Consider the following 17,026-nt stretch of genomic DNA (forward strand, 5'->3'; position numbering starts at 1 on the left):
TGAACGGTTTTTTTAAGGTGTTAAATATGGGTGCTGTTGGAGAAAACGTTGATTACAATAATTCCAGCCAGCATCAGCCCAAGCCTAATGATTGCGGCTAAATCCAAATGTTGTTTAAAGAAAATCCAACCAATCGTTGAAATTAGCACAATACCTGCACCAGACCAAATCGCATAAGCGATACCAACAGGTATAGTTTTAAGTGTAAGTGATAAGAAAAATAAGGCGACTGCATAACCTAATATCGTAATTATAGAAGGCATCAACACGCTAAAACCTTGTGAAGCTTTCAAAGCTGAAGTCGCAATTACTTCAGCAATAATTGCAATGGCCAAAAAGAGATAGGACATAGATCGCCTATTTAAAGTTAGAGAACATGAATTGAAGTTTTCAACAAATGATCCTTCTCCTGATCGAACCATTGTTTTGACTCAGAAGTAGTTGAACTTGAGTGACTAAATTCAAAATGTGGTTGATAGACATCAATAGTGAAATAAAGTTGATATTCCTCACCATCAATCACTTTGAGCTGTGAAATGGTATTGCTATCCATTATTTCAAAATGATCCAATGCAATGAGCTGATCAATTTTGTCTGTCTGAGTACTAAAATGAATAGTTGCATTAGTTAAGGCAATTGAGACTTCATAGTTTTCAATGGAGCTGTTTGTATCCTGCAAATCATAGAGCGAAGCTACATTTCCAATCTGCTGCTGATGGTGTGGCAGACGAGATTGCGCATAGGCAATATGTTGATCTGTAATAATTAAACCACCATCCATCGTGATTATTTCTTGGCTTGCTAAATGTTGCATTTGAAATAATCTGAGTCCGAGAAATAAACCTTTTTTAGCTTGTTGACGCCAATCTTCGACATAAGCATTCGAGGGCGAAAATTCTAAAATGCTATTTCCAATCTGATAAAGTTTTGCGGGCTCTGGCCACTGCACATGATTTTGATAATTGTGTTTGATATGCCATGACAAAAGTTCAGTTTTCGCATCCCATATGGTGTCGCCAATCCATCCTTGACGTTGATATATAGAAGTATTGTTGCCATCAACCAGCCTTGAATCGATGCTAAAAGACTTGGACTGAAACCAATAAACAATGGTCTTTTCATCCGTCATCCCATTGAAAAAAGTAATACTTTTTCGTCTAAAACTTCCCATTAAGTATTGAGGTAATTCTATATCGCTTAAAGTAGTGGTTTGTAATTGTTCTAAAAGTTGCTCTAGATTCATTGTGTTTCTCCTTTTTCTTGCATACCGAAGGAGTAGAGTGGACGAGCATTTTCTAAAACAAGTTCACCTGTTTCGATTCTTTTTTTCAGATACATGAATGTTTGAGCAGTTTGATTAAACAAATGTTCACCACCTTTCATGGCGGAGTACTGAGGTGCTTCATTCTCTATGACTGGTTGAATGATGTAGTCGTAATCACATGAGAAGAATAAAGGAAAAGAATAACGTTCTTGTTGAACTCGTTTAACCCGATGTTTTGTTGCTAAATAACGGCCATTCGACAAAATTTCCATCATGTCACCGATATTCATCACCATGGTATTTTCTATCAGTGGAATATCAATCCATTTTCCTTGTTTATTGAGGACTTGCAGTCCTTCAGTAGTCGGAAAGAGCAGGGTGAAGCATTCATAATCTGTGTGTGCACCTATTCCAAATTGATCTTCTGCTGCTGGATTGTAGGGATAATGAATCAGTCTTAATTGGCTTGGCGCATGTTGTGTATGTTGTTCAAAAAAGTCTTCATCTCGCTCTAAGGCTAAAGCGAAAGCCTTAAATAACTGCTGACCTATTGTTCGAATATGCTGATAATAATTTAAAACTATAGCTTTAAACTGAGGGTGGTCAGGCCATAAAGTAGGACCTAATAATGGTCTTCTATCTGATGGATCTGAATAATCATAATTCACATCATAGGATTCTTTTAAATCGTAAACATTTGCCTTGAATTGTTCTTCACCGATAGGAACATAGCCACTATGATTCTTAGAAAGACCAATATAATGGCGCATTTTGGTTTCTTCATCTTGAGCAAAATAACTTTGTGCGATCTGTTTCAATTGATGGAATAATTCAGGTTGAAATTGATCTCCTCGAATATATAAGAAACCAATATCTTTACAGGCTTGATCAAGTGCTGTGACAACTTTGATTCGATCTTGTAAGCGATCACTTGCAAGCAGTGAAATATCAATCAGTGGCAGCGCATAAGCATCATGAGATTGACTCATAAGGTTCACCATAGGCTGGTCGTCCAACAATAAATGAAGCAAGTTGGGTCGTCCCAATTGCTATTTTTATTTCTATGTACTGATTTTGGTCATACGAGGAATTTTTGGCAGATCCTCTAAAGCAGGATCAATGTCTTCTTCTTGCGCATGGACGAGTTGATCTACTTGCTGACGTAATTGTTTAAATTCAGGGGAGTGAATTAAATCTAATGATCGTGGGCGTGGTAAATTCACTTCAATAATTTCTTTGATTTCACCTGGATTTGCTTTTAAAGCCACAATACGATCTGCCAATAAAATAGCTTCATCCATATCGTGTGTGACAAACATAATCGTGATGTCGATGTTTTGCCATAAATCCATCAGATGTGTTTGCATTTTTTGTCTGGTATAAGGGTCTAAAGCACCGAAGGGCTCATCCATTAATAAAATTTTCGGTTCATTGACCAAAGCTCTGGCAATTGCCACACGTTGCTTCATACCCCCAGATAGCTCATGCGGAAACTGATTTTCGTATTTTTCTAAACCAATAATATTGATCCATTCACGCGCCATTTCCTCAGAACGAGTCGGACTCACGCCTTTCATTAAAGGACCAAACATCACATTTTCTTTGACGGTTTTCCATGGGAAAAGGGTATAACCTTGGAACACCATGCCGCGTTCTGAACTCGGTCCTTGAATTTTTTGACCTTCAACCAGTACTTCACCACTGTGAAAATCATCCAAACCCGCTACGACACGACTTAAAGTTGATTTACCGCAACCTGACGGCCCGATGACACAAATAAATTCACGTTTGTGAATGCTTAAATTAATGTTATTTAAAACTACACGTTCAGTTTTTCCATGCTTAAAAATTTGGCTTAAATTTCTGGTTTCAAGCATGACAGGTCGAGCATATATAGTGTCGAAGTAGCTTTTTGAATCAAAAATTTCATCCATATTCATACTCCTTTTTTCCACTTAAATAGACGTGTGCCGAGTTTCATTAAAATCAAATCACAAATGATGCCAATCACCCCAATGATGAGAATTGCTGCATAGACGTTATCAAAGTTTTGATAGCGAGCTTGTTGAGTGATAAACCATGTGATTCCTGAAGTTGCACCAATTAATTCCGATACAATTAAATAAGTCCAAGCCCACCCAAGTAGAACACGCTGATCTCGATATATATCAGGAAGTGCTGCGGGGATAACCACATGGAATAAGCTTTTAACCTTATTGGTACCCAATGTATAACCGGCTTCTATGAGACCTCGATCCACCATTCGCGTTGTATTTGCGATAATTAAGATTTGTTGGAACAACGTACCAATTACGATAATGGCAATTTTAGGTGCATCATTGATACCTAATATAGCAACGGCCAATGCACCAAAGGCAGGTGCGGGTAAATAACGGAAGAACTCGACAAAAGGCTCTGTTAACCTTGAGATAGTCTTTGAAAAACCACATAAAATTCCAAGCGGTACACCCAGCAAAGACGATATAAAGAAAGCCGTAAATACAATTTTAATACTATGCCACAGGCTTTGATGTAACCACGGAGAGTCGGCCTGCTGTGGTGGTGTCGTGAATGAAGTAAACAGTGCTTTTGCGACTTCATGTGGTGCAGGTAAATAGATCGGATTGACTAAGATGCCTGTAGGAGGACTTTTCCCTTGATCAACGATATTTTGCGCTTCAGCATAATAAGCATCTTTTGCTAAGCGAGTTCCCACTTGTAAATAGGACACATCACCTGAATTTGTAATTTGTACTTGAGGATGCCAAATAAAAGGTAAATAACTGACACAGCTCCAAATCAGTAAAGGAATTAAAAAAGATCCTAAACTTAAGAAAAGCGTGTTCTTACTTGAAGCGGATGAATGGTGCATAGGCAAACACCTGTAGTAATACTATTTGTTAAAAACGTAATACTAATTAGCAATTTTAATGCCAGTGTTTTGCCTATGTCCGTAAATATTGCTTTCTTTTTAGAGATGATAATCGATGATTGATATGCGATTGAGTGATTCACTTATATTGTGTAAGCCTCTAATGACCTAATAAATTTAAGCTATTAAATTTAATTTGCAGTTGATCCTTGCTCTCTATATGTAAAGGATCAGGTTTAATACAATCAATAGGGCAAACTGCAATACATGTGGGTGCTTCGTAGAAACCGACACATTCAGTGCAACGTTGTGGGTCAATTTCGTAGATTTTTGCACCTTCATAAATCGCTTGATTAGGACATTCTGGCAAGCACATATCACAGTTGATACATGCTGTGGTAATGAATAGCGCCATATTTAATCTGCCGAATATGCAAGTGCATCAGTTTTTAACTGCGTTTTGGCGTGTGGAAGATTACGGATTAATAAGGCATAATCAATATCGATATCTGCTGAAAGTGGGATTTCCACAATATGTCCAGAACCTTTGGCATTTTCGATCGGATGACCTTTTAAATCACGCATTTCAGTCAGTGTGAAGACAAGATTACCTTTGGGAGTCATGAGCTCAAGTGTATCGCCAACTAAAAACCGATTTTTAACTTCGACTTGAACATAGTCTCCATTGCGCTCAATTATCTCACCACAAAACTGTTGATAGTCGAAATGTGATGAACCATCCTCATAATTTTGATAATCGCTATGCACATGGCGACGTAAAAATCCTTCTGTGTAACCGCGATTTGCCAGACCTTCAAGTTGATCCATTAGACTTGAGTCAAAAGGTTGACCTGAGAGCGCATCATCAATTGCTTTACGATAAATTTGAGCTGTTCGAGCACAGTAAAAATAGGATTTTGTTCGTCCTTCAATTTTAAGTGAGGCAATTCCCATATGAGTCAAACGATCAACATGTTGAATGGCACGTAAGTCCTTAGAGTTCATGAAATAAGTACCATGTTCATCTTCTTCAGCCGCAAACATTTCTTCATCATTACGTTGTACTAAAACACTTTGAACTAGGTCATCTTGAACTTTATTGGAACAGCATTGTTTGGATGATTCTATCTGCTGAACAGGAATCACGTCACCATTGGCATCTTCTTGTGCTTCATGAATTTTATATTCCCAACGACAAGCATTGGTACATGCACCTTGATTAGCATCACGTTTATTCATATATCCAGAAAGTAGGCATCGACCTGAATATGCCATGCATAATGCGCCGTGTACAAAAACTTCGAGTTCAATTTCTGGTACATTTTTCTGTATTTCTTCAATTTCTTCTAATGCGAGTTCACGAGAAAGAATGACTCTGCTTAAACCATAGTCTTTCCAGAATTTTACAGTTGCCCAATTAATCGCATTGGCTTGTACCGAAAGGTGGATAGGCATGTCAGGAAAATGTTCGCGAACCATCATAATTAAGCCTGGATCCGACATAATTAATGCATCAGGTTGCATCGCAATAATTGGCTCAATGTCACGAATAAAATTTTTAAGTTTGCTGTTATGTGGCTGAATATTTGCAACAATATAGAATTTTTTGCCTAATGCATGTGCTTCATCAATTCCAATTTTTAAATTTTCAAGATCAAATTCATTATTACGAACACGGAGACTGTAACGTGGTTGTCCTGCATAAACGGCATCTGAACCATAAGCAAAAGCATAACGCATATTTTTAAGTGAACCAGCAGGAGAGAGTAATTCAGTAATCATGATGCAAAAGGCATATAAAAAATAGGGAATTATTTTAAAAATATAATGACTCAGATTCAACCTAGTATTTTGCTCGGAATTATAGCTGTTTTTCTCTCATATAAAAAATAACTCTAGAATTACTGCAACTTTATAATTTATATTGGCTTTGTTGCACAAAGGTTTGAAAGACAATGCTACCGTAATTGAGCTAAATTCAAGTGACAACTTGGGTATGTGGTCGACCAAATACTGTGAATTTATTCAAAACTGCTACACGTGCATGAATCTGATTCACCTGACTAGGAAAACTCCTTGCTGTTAATTTATCACCTAATAATTTGATGCAATGCATTTTGGTTTCCACTAAACTTCGATGATGATAACCAGACCATTTTTTTCCAAAGAGACCTACCTAGCTGTTTGACTGTTGTTAATAATTCATTCCTCTCTAAAGATCTCAATTTCTTATCTTTCCAAGGCTTTACATTCTTCCTAGGTTGAATGACTGCATGTGCATCTCGATCTAAAATGACTTGTCTGCAGTGCATTGTGTCATAAGCACCTATCGCTGGGATATGGTTTTCTCATGGGGGAGAATTTAACAAATTATTTTTCCAATTGCCAAAAAAGAATGAAATTAATATTGGATAGGTTCTTACGCTTACGTTCGCCTTCACCTAAAAATTTTAACCCTGTAGAGTCGACGAGTAGGTGTAACCCATCACGACTTTTCTGATAGCTTATCGCAATATCAATATGCTTTTGTCGTCTACAGAGGGTGAAGTAATCTGGTGCTGTCCAATTTAAACATTAGTTGTACGGTAGGTTTTAGTCACAGGCTTCTTCATCTAGAAATTATATTGCTGAAGAAGCCTTCAAGAATAGCTTTGTGCAACAAAGCCTTCTGACAGCAATAAAAATGACTATTAAGATTGAGTTTTAAACTATATCTAAATATTCACTCTATGCTAGGCTTAAGAAAAAAGAGTAAGCCTATGGATGCCATTGAAATAAAAGATTTCTCAGCTCTGACTGGGTATACAAATGCCATTTTAGAAATCGATGAGTGGCTTGAACACAAACCTTATTTCTATGTGATTAAGGATCAGTATTTGATTGATGAGGCTATTCGTGTTGAATATATCATTATTCAATAATTTGGAATTTAGGGGAGCTTATAAGTGAAAAAAAATTTAGTTTTAATATTTTTAATGGTGGTTTGTAATACGGTTTTTGCTGGGGAAATTTACAAATGTACGATAAAAGGTGCTGTCACTTATCAAGCAAAACCTTGCAGTGGAACAGGAAGTAAGCTAAATATTCCGCAAGCCTATCGTTCAAATACATCTAAGGAAAGTATACAAGAGAAAACGAGTGATGCGAAAGAATCTGATGCTGCTAAAAAAGCTGGATTGGCGATTGCTCAGGAAGCCTATCAAATGACAAAAAACCGATAGTTTCTTAGAACCTATCCAATATTAATTTCAGGTGGTGTTTCAAAATGTATGCTGATCATTTTAACATCACTATACAAAACTGTGGTTAATGTAAAAGAATCCAAGATTAAAAGCTTTTACATGATTCAATACCTTCTTCGAAAAACAGCATGTTCTTCTTACTGCTCGCCTTATGCGGTGTCTTAATTGGCAGTTGTTTCCTTCTATCCCGACTGTATAATATTTCCCTTCTTGGTCCGGCTTAAAAATTTTGATGAAACTTTCCCAATGATCACTCGATATACAATCATAAGTAATACCCAGTTCTTCTAAACGGTTTTTTAGCCTTTGTGCTGTATGAGCATCTCTTCCTCCCCATACAAAAGCCACTATTTCTCCGCTACTTCTATCATAGACGTACTGTAGCCAATGCTTATCTTTCTTGTTGCCTACAAATGTCCAAAATTCATCAACTTCCAAGCATTTATAATGAGTTCTTTGAGGAATTACTTCATGATTTGATTGTGTAAGCGTTTTAAGTATCTTGCCAATACTAAACCTCGTAATCTTTGCAATATCCCGAATGCCACAACATCGCACAAGCATAAGCAAAATCAATTTGACCGCTTTTGAATGACAGCCTAAATACGTCAAATTATGGTCACCCACAAACTGCCTATTACATTCTTTACAACGATAGTTTTGCTTACCATCGTGTTTAATGCCATTCTTCTTTATACTTGTACTCTGGCATCGAGGACAATGAAGTTCTATTTCGATTTTCACACATTTAAATATAGCTGAATTGTTCCTCGTTGCCTCCTTTTCTTATGAGCATACTTTTTAGAACACCACCTAATTTCATTCTTTTTTGGCAATTGGAAAAATAATTTGTTAAATTCTCCCCCATGAGAAAACCATATCCCAGCGACATTAGTCGAGAAGCCTTTAAAGAAATTAAACCGTTACTATTGAGCGGAAGAAAACAAACACGTCCAAGAGTCGTTGATGTCTATGAAGTGTTTTGCGCCTTGCTCTATATTCTAAAAAGTGGATGTCAATGGAGTATGCTTCCTCGAGACTTTCCACCTAAAAGCACTGTGCATTATTACTTCTCAATTTGGAATAGAAAACCATCAGAAACTGAACCTAGCATACTTGAGCAAGCTTTAAAAAAATGTGGTTGGCGAGGCCCGTATCAACAATGGACGGAAAGAACAAACGAGCTTTATCATCATTGATTCACAAAGTGTAAAAAACACAGATACCGCACGTAATAAAGGCTATGACGCTGGTAAAAGAGTTTCAGGGATTAAAAGACATATCATTGTTGATACTCAAGGTCTGCCTCATGGAATATTTATTACGACAGCAGATAAAACAGATCGTCAAGGTGCATTAGATGCCATAACTTTACATAGAGACACCTTACAAAATGTAGAGGTTGTACTTGTTGATGGTGGTTATACAGGCGAACCCTTTTCTTTGGCTGTTAATGATTTAATCAGAGCGCGAGTTGAAGTTGCTAAACGAAGTGAATTACATAAATTTGCAGTCATACCACAACGCTGGGTTGTGGAAAGATCATTTGCTTGGTTAGAAAAATGTAGAAGGCTTTGGAAAAACTGTGAAAAGCACCTAAATACGAGCCTTCAGTTCATTAATTTAGCCTTTTTAAGGCTACTTTTGCATAGAAAATATTCTGGATAGGTTCTTATAGGCTCATCTATTATTTATTGTTGATCTGAGATTGGGGTTTGTGTTTCAAATAATAGACATAATATTTTGATTTATTTGTTATCTTTAAATTTTTGCAAGATTTCAAATTATGAAAAAAATTCTATTTTTAGCTTTAGCAATTACTTCATTAACAGCCTGTTCTTCAACACCCAGCAAAGATGTTACTCCACCTAAAATTGGTATGGCAAATCCTGCAAGCCAATACTGCGTTGAACAAGGAGGCCAGCTTGAGATTCGTAATGAGGCAAATGGTCAGGCTGGATATTGTAAATTACCTAATGGGCAAGTGATTGAGGAATGGGTATTTTTCCATGCAAATCAAAGTAAATGTGTTGCTGATGAAGCACAAAAACTTGTAGGGCAGACTGGTTTAACCGAACAGCAAATTAAGCAAAAAACCAAGTCCGAAATTGTGCGTAGTGTAGGACCAAATCAGCCAGTAACGATGGATTACCGTGAAAATCGAGTGACGGTAACGATTGATCCGCAATCTAAAAAAATTCTTAGCGCAAATTGTGGTTAATTGATGAAATAAGTTCTTGCTTTCAAGTTGGTATCTACCAATTTGAAAGCTTTTCTCATCTAAATGCAAGATAGGCCTTGATAAATCTACTTTTGTACCCATCAATTATAGTATTGCAGTAATATTCTTCGTTTTGGCTTTGACCAAAAGTATAATCACTGTATTTATTTTCTAATTTTTGAGATAGACGAAACTTTGACATGAATCTACTTCTTATCGTAGTGTTTGGCGCAATTGCTGAGATATTAGTATGGATCGGCGTGGGCGACCTTGTTGGGAGTATGTGGTACGTATTCTTTTGGTTTGTTATAACTTTTTTCGTGGGTTTGAATCTCGTTCGTTCTAGTACATCTAATATCATGCCGCAATTGCAACAAATGCAGATGACAGGCCAACTAGGAGCTGATCCTGCTGTTACTAAGAAATTAGCAATTGCAATGTCGGGTTTCTTATTAATGATTCCTGGTTTAATTTCTGATGTATTGGCTGTATTGGTTTTAATTCCTGCAGTTCAAACAGCGTTTAGAAATATGTTGATGAAAGCGATGGCAAAACGTCAGCAAGCGATGATGAATCAAATGATGGGCGGTATGGGTGGTGATGCCACAGGTCAGAATCCATTTGCTGATCTTATGCGTCAAATGCAAGATATGCAAAACCAACAAGGTGGTGGTCAATATCGTGACTCAACCATTATTGATGGCGAAGCGAGAGAAGTTCAACCTGATCAAAAGAAAATTGAATTCAAAGATGTCAATTAGTCATTGATACGCTTAAAAAGCACATCCTAGTAGGTGTGCTTTTTTTTATGTTTCATTTTTAGCACTTTGCTCTTGTTTAGATTCTGTTTTGTCTAGTGTTTGTTGTTCTTTGCTTTGAGGTTTATAGTGGGTAGAAGGGAGATTTGTTATTTCATTTTCAGATTGTTTATATGAACGACTTCGATTAGCACGTTCACGAAATCCACCTTTATTAATCAATTGAGTCATAATTATGTCATCTATGATTTGAAAAGATATATTTTAACAAATTATGTGAAAGATCAAAATAATACTGAGCGTTAGTTGAATCTAGCTTTGTATATCTCCTTTACAATGTATCTAAGAGAATTGTTAATTTGAATGAATTGTTTTTAAAACTAGATTGAATTCTCATTTTTTTTCTCATAGGATAAAAGTGCAACGAAAGAAATTGTTGTAAAAAGAAAATAAAAAATAGTAAGTGGAAGGAGGAATGATGTTATATCAATATCATTGCGCATGTTGTGACAAGGTAGTCGCTTCAACAGATAAGGAATGCCCTTATTGTGGTTCTCAGCATATTAGAAGTCCTTATGGTTTATGGATGTTCTGTGTGGCTGCGTGTTTTGTAGTTGTACTTGTAATTAAGATGGTACATGTATATTCATTAAATCATGAGGAAGATCAACCAACTCAGACAAGTTCTTTATTTGAAATTTTTAAACAAGACAGTGCTGAATTTAATAAATAATAACAAATAAAAAAGTTCGCAATGTGCGAACTTTTTTATGAGCGATAAACTTATAGTCCCGCAGCATCTTTTAGGATTTCAACTTTATCGGTTTTTTCCCATGTAAATGCAGAATCAGAACCTTCACGACCAAAGTGACCATAAGCAGCAGTCTGCTTATACATCGGTTGAATCAGATTCAACATACGGGTAATGCCGTATGGGCGTAAATCGAAGTGTTCACGAACAAGTTGAATAATCAACTCATCAGATACTTTGCCTGTGTTGAATGTATTAATCGAAATCGAAGTTGGCTCAGCAACACCAATTGCATAACTGACTTGGATTTCACATTTGTCTGCTAAGCCAGCTGCAACAATATTTTTTGCCACATAACGACCAGCGTACGCTGCTGAACGGTCAACTTTCGATGGATCTTTACCAGAGAAAGCACCACCACCGTGACGTGCCATACCACCATATGTATCTACGATGATTTTACGACCAGTTAAACCACAATCACCCACAGGTCCACCAATTACAAACATACCTGTTGGGTTGATGTGGAATTTAGTGCCCGCATGGAACATTTCGGCAGGAATAATCGGTTTTACGATTTCTTCAATGATTGCTTCTTTTAGCTGAGATTGAGAAATTTCAGGATCATGCTGAGTTGATAAAACAACTGCATCTAGACGAACTGGCATACCATTTTCATAAGCAAATGTTACTTGGCTTTTTGCATCAGGGCGCAACCAAGGTAAAGCACCTGAACGGCGTAATTCTGCTTGACGTTCCATTAAGCGATGCGCATAAGAAATAGGAGCAGGCATAAGAACATCGGTTTCACGGCTTGCATAACCGAACATTAAGCCTTGGTCGCCAGCACCTTGATCTTCAGGCTTTTGGCGATCAACACCTTGAGCAATCTCTGGAGATTGTTTACCGATCATATTGATGACGGCACAAGTTGATCCGTCGAAACCTAAATCAGAGTGATGGTAGCCAATACCATTTACGGTTTGACGCACAATTGCTTCAAAGTCGACATTTGCTGTCGTTGTAATTTCACCAGCAAGAACAACCGCACCTGTTTTTACTAATGTTTCACAAGCGACTCGCGCATACGGGTCTTCTTTTAGGATTGCATCTAAAATAGCATCACTAATTTGGTCAGCCATTTTGTCTGGATGACCTTCGCTTACAGATTCTGAAGTAAAAACAGCATACTCGCGCATGAACGTCCTATCATGGTTATTTTCAAAAAGACAGAGTATGTTACATCGACTTGGCGGATAGGACTAGCATAAGCTGACTAAAATGCATGAATTTATTTCATTTTCATTATGTTTTTATTGATATGTGTATCAGTAAAACTAATATTAATGCTTTAATTAATAAAGTTTTTCTGAATTGTAAATTTTTATATTGGAGTGAATGCATTTTAGTGGTTGTTTAGATGGTGAGCATTTATATAAAGAATTGTATTTGAATGATCAAAATATAAGAAATATCGTGTATTAGGCTTTACCCCATGTGTTTTTTTTAAGACAATAGACGCAGTTTTTGAAAGATGATTTCTCATCTTCTCTCATCTTATTTGATTTAATCGGATTCTGACTTATGACAACCCCTTTAAATGAACGTCGTATTGCAAATGCAATTCGTGTCTTGGCTATGGATGCTGTGCAACAAGCAAACTCAGGGCATCCTGGTGCTCCAATGGGGATGGCAGATATCGCTGATGTAGTTTGGCGTGAATTTTTAAATCATAATCCAGCAAACCCACAATGGGCAAACCGCGATCGTTTTGTATTGTCAAATGGTCATGGCTCAATGTTGCAATATGCTTTATTGCATTTGACTGGTTATGAATTATCGATTGAAGATTTAAAACAGTTCCGTCAATTACACTCTAAAACTCCAGGTCATCCAGAATTGGGTTATGCACCTGGTATCGAAACCACAACAGGTCCATTGGGTCAAGGTATTGCCAATGCTGTTGGTTTTGCTTTAGCTGAAAGAACTTTAGCTGCACAATTTAACAAAGATGGTTTAAACGTTGTTGATCACTTCACTTACTGTTTCTTAGGTGATGGCTGCCTGATGGAAGGTATTTCTCACGAAGTATGTTCACTTGCAGGTACTTTAGGTCTTGGTAAGCTGATTGCCTACTACGATGACAATGGCATTTCGATCGACGGTGAAGTAGAAGGTTGGTTCAGTGATGATACTGAACAACGTTTCAAAGCCTATGGTTGGCAAGTACTTCGCGTAGATGGTCATGATGCTGATGCGATTCGTCAAGCAACAGTTGAAGCGAAAGCTGAAAGCAATAAGCCAACAATTATTATCTGTAAAACGATTATTGGTTTAGGTTCACCAAACAAACAAGGTAAAGAAGATTGCCACGGTGCGCCGTTGGGTAAAGACGAAATCGCTTTAACACGTGAAGCATTGGGCTGGAAAGAAGACGCATTTGTTATTCCTGAAGATGTTTATGCAGCTTGGGATGCAAAAACAAAAGGTCAAAGCTCTGAAGCAGCTTGGAATGAATTGTTTGCTCAATACCAAGCAAAATATCCAACTGAAGCAGCTGAATTATTACGTCGTATCAATGGTGATTTACCTGCTGAATTTGCTGCACAAGCAGATGCATTTATTGCTGAAACCAATGCAAAAGCAGAAACGATTGCAACACGTAAAGCAAGCCAAAATACTTTACAGGCATTCGGTCCTTTACTTCCTGAATTATTAGGTGGTTCTGCTGACTTGGCTGGCTCTAACTTAACACTTTGGAAAGGTTGCCAAGGCGTACAAGAAAATCCAGCGGGTAACTACGTGTATTACGGTGTTCGTGAATTCGGTATGACTGCAATTGCCAATGGTGTTGCTTTACACGGTGGTTTTGTTCCTTACGTTGCAACATTCTTAATGTTTATGGAATATGCACGTAATGCTGTACGTATGTCTGCATTGATGAAGCAACGTGTGATTCATGTTTATACACATGATTCAATTGGTTTAGGTGAAGATGGTCCTACGCATCAACCAATCGAACAAATTGCATCGTTACGCGGTACACCAAACTTAAATACTTGGCGTCCATGCGATACAGTTGAAGCTGCAATTTCTTGGAAATCTGCGTTACAACGTAAAGATGGTCCAACCGCATTAATTTTCTCTCGTCAAAACTTGCCATTCCAAGCACGTAATGAAGCTCAAATTCAAAACGCTGCAAAAGGTGGTTATGTACTTGCAGAAGAAAAAGGTGAGTTGAAAGCAATCATTATTGCGACTGGTTCAGAAGTTTCATTGGCGATGGAAGCATATGCACAGCTTGAAGGTGTGCGTGTTGTGTCTATGCCATGTGCTGAAGAGTTTATGAAGCAAGATGCTGCATATCGTGAAGCTGTATTACCTGCACATATCCGTGCGCGTGTAGCGGTTGAAGCGGCTCATGTTGATTACTGGTGGAAGTTTGTTGGTTTAGATGGCAAAGTGATCGGTATGACCACTTATGGCGAATCTGCTCCAGCAAAAGACTTGTTCCAATTCTTCGGTATCACTACTGAAGCAGTTGTAACTGCGGTTAAAGAATTGAATGCTTAATCAAATTAAGTGGTATAAAAAAGCGCTCTGATTAAGGGCGCTTTTTTTTAAATTGGAATAAGAAATGAGAAGATTAGCTTTATCGAATAAGAAAGAACGAGGAATACCAAGGAAATTAAGAAATCTTAGATGCTGGAGTGAAAGTTTTAGAGGATATTTTCCTGATTTAAATGGATATGAAGATCGATACTATAATTGGAAAATACCTGTTCCGATAAACCTTGTTGAGGGTAAGCATGCAAGCCAAGAAATCAAAGCAGAATGTGCTCAATACCTAATCAATGCTTGTAAATATTTAATTGAAGCGAAACCTCAAGGACTAAAATTCTGTAAAGTAGTTTGTATGATTGAACAGCCAAATATGTTTGCTAGCGAGATTTGCTTATATCTAGATGAAGATTATTTTAATGCACATACATTATCAGCAGATAGATATGATTCTCAATATGTGTTGGCAGATGGGTTAAGTTTGGCTAAAAGTTGGAATCTGCAAATTCCTGAAAATATCTATGAACGAGGGATAAAGATTCGGTATATTGATCCAGAAGATGAAGCTGATAGTTATAGAGCTGATCAGTGGTACTTTATTGAAATTTAAGAGATTAAGATGTTGCGATGAAAAGTGAATTCGAACTTAGTGCTTTTGAAAAAATATTAAATAATGTCAAATCTTTATACTTTTTTAATTTGAACGTAGATAAAAGATTTTGGCAACATGCTGAATATGATTTTTTGATTCGTTTTCTCCACGAAAGTTCAAAGATAAAGGAGCATAAAAAGAGTGTTGATAACTATTCTTCTCGATTACATTCCTATTTTGATAAAGTAATTCAAAATAGGCTTAAGCTAGATATAAATAAATCATTATTAAAATTAGAAGGGAAAATTTTAGCTTTCAATGTTCATTTAACCATGTTTGATAGTTTGGGTGAGGGTGAAACAGGTGGCTTTATCGATGGTTGTGATACACCACCACCTGAATTTTGGATTCATTTTGATGGGGAAAATTTATATTCATTTATTCCTGCTGAATTTATCGAAATAGTAAATTCAGCAATAGAAGTTTCTATGGGTGAATCATTAGTATGGTATACAGATTTGATTGAAATTTAGTGTAATAGGTCTCTCATCCGATATTTAATTCACTCTGAATTGAAATATTTGACGTTAATAATTTATGCACAGGACAGCTTTCAGCTACTTTTAACAAGCGTTTATGTTGATCTTCGGTAAATTCACCTTTTAAGATAATTTTACGTTCAATATTGTTTTGACCTGCTTCAGGTTCAGCATTGGGATTTAAGGCTAAATCGACCTGAACATGATCAAGCTTAATTCCTTTATGATTCGCATACATCTCTAAAGTAATGGTTGTACATGCACCTAAAGCAGACAAGAGTAACTGAATTGGATTTGGTGCTGTATCTTGACCACCTTTATCTGCTGGTTCATCTGCATACCAAGTATGACCCGAAGAATCCGTCAACGAAACGCGATAAGGTGTAGATGTACTGAGTGCTTGTGCTGTATGTGTCATGTTTTACCTTGTTATTTATCTTTAAAAACTAGATGAAAATATACCAATTGATCATGTTACTTATAAAATCAATTGTCCACTACCTAATGGTCTTATGATAATTGTGTTTAATATGTGCTGTAACGCTTTTATTGTTGCACGGATGAAACATATCGTTTTATAAAGAATAATGAATAAAAATACTTGATCTATAAACTATTACGTATATCAAATAAGGATACGAAAAATGCAATTTAAAACATTAAGCCTCGGTTTAGCTGCTGCTATCGCAAGTTCTGTAACATTAGCTGCGCCAGTAGACTATAAAATCGATCCAACACATACAGCAACAGTATTTAGCTGGAATCACTTTGGTTTCTCTACACCGAGTGCAAATTTCACTGATATTCAAGGCACAATTAAAGTTGATAATGCAAAACCTGCAAATTCATCTGTAGAAGTGACGATCCCTTTAAGCAGTGTAAATACCAATGTTGTTGCTTTGGATAAAGAATTCCAAGAAGAAGCTTGGTTTAATGCTGCGAAATATCCAAACATTACTTTTAAAAGTACTAAAGTAGAAACTAAAGACAAGAAACACTTCAAAATTACAGGTAATTTAACCGTTAAAGGTGTGACTAAGCCTGTGGTATTGGATGCTATTCTGAATAAACAAGGCGAGCATCCAATGGCGAAAGTACCTGCGATTGGTTTTAATGCAACAACAAGCTTTAACCGCTCAGCATTTGGTATCGGTAATTACGTACCAAACGTAGGGGATAAGATCACTGTGAATATTACAACTGAAGCAACTGCTGCAAAGTAATAT

21 protein-coding genes and 1 pseudogene are annotated in these 17,026 nt (G+C 36.8%); 10 read left to right on the forward strand and 12 right to left on the reverse strand.

Annotation, left to right across the window (positions count from 1 at the left end; translation table 11 throughout):
- Positions 1–20: 20 nt before the first annotated feature.
- The 8 genes and pseudogenes from O1449_RS06605 to O1449_RS06640 all read right to left on the reverse strand — a co-directional run.
- The gene (locus O1449_RS06605) at positions 21–350 is read right to left on the reverse strand and encodes a DMT family transporter (protein WP_269239508.1); all 330 of its coding nucleotides are present in this window, start codon (positions 348–350) and stop codon (positions 21–23) included.
- 17 nt (positions 351–367) lie between these two features.
- Positions 368–1,243 (reverse strand): hypothetical protein, encoded by an 876-nt coding sequence (locus tag O1449_RS06610; protein ID WP_269239509.1) that lies wholly within the window; start codon positions 1,241–1,243, stop codon positions 368–370.
- A complete protein-coding gene (locus O1449_RS06615) occupies positions 1,240–2,265 on the reverse strand; it encodes an isopenicillin N synthase family dioxygenase (RefSeq protein WP_269239510.1) in 1,026 nt (341 codons plus the stop codon). The genes O1449_RS06610 and O1449_RS06615 overlap by 4 nt, the downstream gene beginning before the upstream one ends.
- Positions 2,266–2,325: 60 nt before the next feature.
- Positions 2,326–3,204 (reverse strand): ABC transporter ATP-binding protein, encoded by an 879-nt coding sequence (locus O1449_RS06620; protein ID WP_269239511.1) that lies wholly within the window; start codon positions 3,202–3,204, stop codon positions 2,326–2,328.
- Positions 3,201–4,136, reverse strand: a complete 936-nt coding sequence (locus tag O1449_RS06625) for an ABC transporter permease (protein WP_269239512.1) — start codon at positions 4,134–4,136, stop codon at positions 3,201–3,203. Before O1449_RS06625 ends, O1449_RS06620 begins: the two co-directional genes overlap by 4 nt.
- A 160-nt stretch (positions 4,137–4,296) precedes the next feature.
- Positions 4,297–4,551, reverse strand: coding sequence for a YfhL family 4Fe-4S dicluster ferredoxin (locus O1449_RS06630; RefSeq protein WP_269239513.1), 255 nt, complete (start codon positions 4,549–4,551; stop codon positions 4,297–4,299).
- A 2-nt stretch (positions 4,552–4,553) separates the two neighbouring features.
- Entirely contained in the window at positions 4,554–5,918 is a 1,365-nt protein-coding gene (trhP, locus tag O1449_RS06635) for a prephenate-dependent tRNA uridine(34) hydroxylase TrhP (protein WP_269239514.1), read from the reverse strand.
- Between the two features lie 196 nt (positions 5,919–6,114).
- Positions 6,115–6,707, reverse strand: a pseudogene (locus tag O1449_RS06640) (transposase); the annotation flags it as partial.
- Positions 6,708–6,895: 188 nt separating this feature from the next.
- Between O1449_RS06640 and O1449_RS06645 the strand changes: the two are divergent.
- Positions 6,896–7,057 carry a hypothetical protein gene (locus O1449_RS06645; protein ID WP_269239515.1) on the forward strand — a complete coding sequence of 54 codons (162 nt, stop codon included), beginning with the start codon at positions 6,896–6,898 and terminating at the stop codon, positions 7,055–7,057.
- Between the two features lie 24 nt (positions 7,058–7,081).
- Positions 7,082–7,357 carry a hypothetical protein gene (locus O1449_RS06650; protein WP_269239516.1) on the forward strand — a complete coding sequence of 92 codons (276 nt, stop codon included), beginning with the start codon at positions 7,082–7,084 and terminating at the stop codon, positions 7,355–7,357.
- Positions 7,358–7,426: 69 nt separating this feature from the next.
- Here O1449_RS06650 and O1449_RS06655 read toward each other — a convergent pair whose 3' ends face one another.
- A complete protein-coding gene (locus O1449_RS06655; protein WP_269238066.1) occupies positions 7,427–8,122 on the reverse strand; it encodes an IS1 family transposase in 696 nt (231 codons plus the stop codon).
- A gap of 122 nt (positions 8,123–8,244) precedes the next feature.
- Here O1449_RS06655 and O1449_RS06660 point away from each other — a divergent pair.
- The 3 genes from O1449_RS06660 (at position 8,245) to O1449_RS06670 (ending at position 10,360) form a co-directional block, all read left to right on the forward strand.
- Positions 8,245–9,046 (forward strand): IS5 family transposase gene (locus tag O1449_RS06660; protein ID WP_269238065.1). Its coding sequence is split into 2 segments (ribosomal slippage): positions 8,245–8,508 and positions 8,510–9,046, totalling 801 coding nucleotides; the frame shifts between segments, so codons are not numbered across the junction.
- 118 nt (positions 9,047–9,164) lie between these two features.
- Entirely contained in the window at positions 9,165–9,599 is a 435-nt protein-coding gene (locus O1449_RS06665; RefSeq protein WP_269239517.1) for a putative hemolysin, read from the forward strand.
- 200 nt (positions 9,600–9,799) lie between these two features.
- On the forward strand, positions 9,800–10,360 hold the full coding sequence (locus tag O1449_RS06670) for an FxsA family protein (protein ID WP_269239518.1): 561 nt from the start codon (positions 9,800–9,802) through the stop codon (positions 10,358–10,360).
- 45 nt (positions 10,361–10,405) lie between these two features.
- Here O1449_RS06670 and O1449_RS06675 read toward each other — a convergent pair whose 3' ends face one another.
- A complete protein-coding gene (locus tag O1449_RS06675) occupies positions 10,406–10,588 on the reverse strand; it encodes a hypothetical protein (RefSeq protein ID WP_269239519.1) in 183 nt (60 codons plus the stop codon).
- A 244-nt stretch (positions 10,589–10,832) separates the two neighbouring features.
- Here O1449_RS06675 and O1449_RS06680 point away from each other — a divergent pair, with 244 nt between their 5' ends.
- A complete protein-coding gene (locus O1449_RS06680) occupies positions 10,833–11,090 on the forward strand; it encodes a hypothetical protein (RefSeq protein ID WP_269230207.1) in 258 nt (85 codons plus the stop codon).
- 50 nt (positions 11,091–11,140) lie between these two features.
- Here the strand turns inward: O1449_RS06680 and metK are convergent, their stop codons facing one another.
- Positions 11,141–12,307 carry a methionine adenosyltransferase gene (gene metK, locus O1449_RS06685; RefSeq protein ID WP_269239520.1) on the reverse strand — a complete coding sequence of 389 codons (1,167 nt, stop codon included), beginning with the start codon at positions 12,305–12,307 and terminating at the stop codon, positions 11,141–11,143.
- A gap of 385 nt (positions 12,308–12,692) precedes the next feature.
- On the opposite strand from metK, the gene tkt reads away from it, so the two are divergent.
- From tkt to O1449_RS06700, 3 genes are all read left to right on the forward strand, one after another.
- Positions 12,693–14,681, forward strand: a complete 1,989-nt coding sequence (tkt, locus tag O1449_RS06690; protein WP_269239521.1) for a transketolase — start codon at positions 12,693–12,695, stop codon at positions 14,679–14,681.
- A gap of 64 nt (positions 14,682–14,745) precedes the next feature.
- Positions 14,746–15,279, forward strand: coding sequence for a DUF3916 domain-containing protein (locus tag O1449_RS06695; protein WP_269239522.1), 534 nt, complete (start codon positions 14,746–14,748; stop codon positions 15,277–15,279).
- A 17-nt stretch (positions 15,280–15,296) separates the two neighbouring features.
- Positions 15,297–15,794, forward strand: a complete 498-nt coding sequence (locus O1449_RS06700; protein ID WP_269239523.1) for a hypothetical protein — start codon at positions 15,297–15,299, stop codon at positions 15,792–15,794.
- A 13-nt stretch (positions 15,795–15,807) separates the two neighbouring features.
- On the opposite strand, the gene O1449_RS06705 is transcribed toward O1449_RS06700, so the two are convergent.
- Positions 15,808–16,218 carry an OsmC family protein gene (locus tag O1449_RS06705; protein WP_269230211.1) on the reverse strand — a complete coding sequence of 137 codons (411 nt, stop codon included), beginning with the start codon at positions 16,216–16,218 and terminating at the stop codon, positions 15,808–15,810.
- A gap of 226 nt (positions 16,219–16,444) precedes the next feature.
- Between O1449_RS06705 and O1449_RS06710 the strand changes: the two genes are divergently transcribed.
- On the forward strand, positions 16,445–17,023 hold the full coding sequence (locus tag O1449_RS06710; RefSeq protein ID WP_269239524.1) for a YceI family protein: 579 nt from the start codon (positions 16,445–16,447) through the stop codon (positions 17,021–17,023).
- Positions 17,024–17,026: the final 3 nt, after the last annotated feature.

It is taken from the genome of Acinetobacter sp. TR3, from assembly GCF_027105055.1.
GTDB lineage: Bacteria > Pseudomonadota > Gammaproteobacteria > Pseudomonadales > Moraxellaceae > Acinetobacter.

Excerpts from the sequence above, each read along its gene's own strand:
- O1449_RS06680 (WP_269230207.1), top strand. The coding sequence starts at position 10,833 with ATGATGTTATATCAATATCATTGCGCATGTTGTGACAAGGTAGTCGCT.
- trhP (WP_269239514.1), bottom strand. The coding sequence starts at position 5,918 with ATGATTACTGAATTACTCTCTCCTGCTGGTTCACTTAAAAATATGCGT.
- O1449_RS06610 (WP_269239509.1), bottom strand. The coding sequence starts at position 1,243 with ATGAATCTAGAGCAACTTTTAGAACAATTACAAACCACTACTTTAAGC.
- tkt (WP_269239521.1), top strand. The coding sequence starts at position 12,693 with ATGACAACCCCTTTAAATGAACGTCGTATTGCAAATGCAATTCGTGTC.
- O1449_RS06615 (WP_269239510.1), bottom strand. The coding sequence starts at position 2,265 with ATGGTGAACCTTATGAGTCAATCTCATGATGCTTATGCGCTGCCACTG.
- O1449_RS06670 (WP_269239518.1), top strand. The coding sequence starts at position 9,800 with ATGAATCTACTTCTTATCGTAGTGTTTGGCGCAATTGCTGAGATATTA.
- O1449_RS06710 (WP_269239524.1), top strand. The coding sequence starts at position 16,445 with ATGCAATTTAAAACATTAAGCCTCGGTTTAGCTGCTGCTATCGCAAGT.
- O1449_RS06675 (WP_269239519.1), bottom strand. The coding sequence starts at position 10,588 with ATGACTCAATTGATTAATAAAGGTGGATTTCGTGAACGTGCTAATCGA.
- O1449_RS06700 (WP_269239523.1), top strand. The coding sequence starts at position 15,297 with ATGAAAAGTGAATTCGAACTTAGTGCTTTTGAAAAAATATTAAATAAT.
- O1449_RS06705 (WP_269230211.1), bottom strand. The coding sequence starts at position 16,218 with ATGACACATACAGCACAAGCACTCAGTACATCTACACCTTATCGCGTT.
- metK (WP_269239520.1), bottom strand. The coding sequence starts at position 12,307 with ATGCGCGAGTATGCTGTTTTTACTTCAGAATCTGTAAGCGAAGGTCAT.
- O1449_RS06625 (WP_269239512.1), bottom strand. The coding sequence starts at position 4,136 with ATGCACCATTCATCCGCTTCAAGTAAGAACACGCTTTTCTTAAGTTTA.
- O1449_RS06645 (WP_269239515.1), top strand. The coding sequence starts at position 6,896 with ATGGATGCCATTGAAATAAAAGATTTCTCAGCTCTGACTGGGTATACA.
- O1449_RS06665 (WP_269239517.1), top strand. The coding sequence starts at position 9,165 with ATGAAAAAAATTCTATTTTTAGCTTTAGCAATTACTTCATTAACAGCC.
- O1449_RS06695 (WP_269239522.1), top strand. The coding sequence starts at position 14,746 with ATGAGAAGATTAGCTTTATCGAATAAGAAAGAACGAGGAATACCAAGG.
- O1449_RS06605 (WP_269239508.1), bottom strand. The coding sequence starts at position 350 with ATGTCCTATCTCTTTTTGGCCATTGCAATTATTGCTGAAGTAATTGCG.
- O1449_RS06620 (WP_269239511.1), bottom strand. The coding sequence starts at position 3,204 with ATGAATATGGATGAAATTTTTGATTCAAAAAGCTACTTCGACACTATA.
- O1449_RS06630 (WP_269239513.1), bottom strand. The coding sequence starts at position 4,551 with ATGGCGCTATTCATTACCACAGCATGTATCAACTGTGATATGTGCTTG.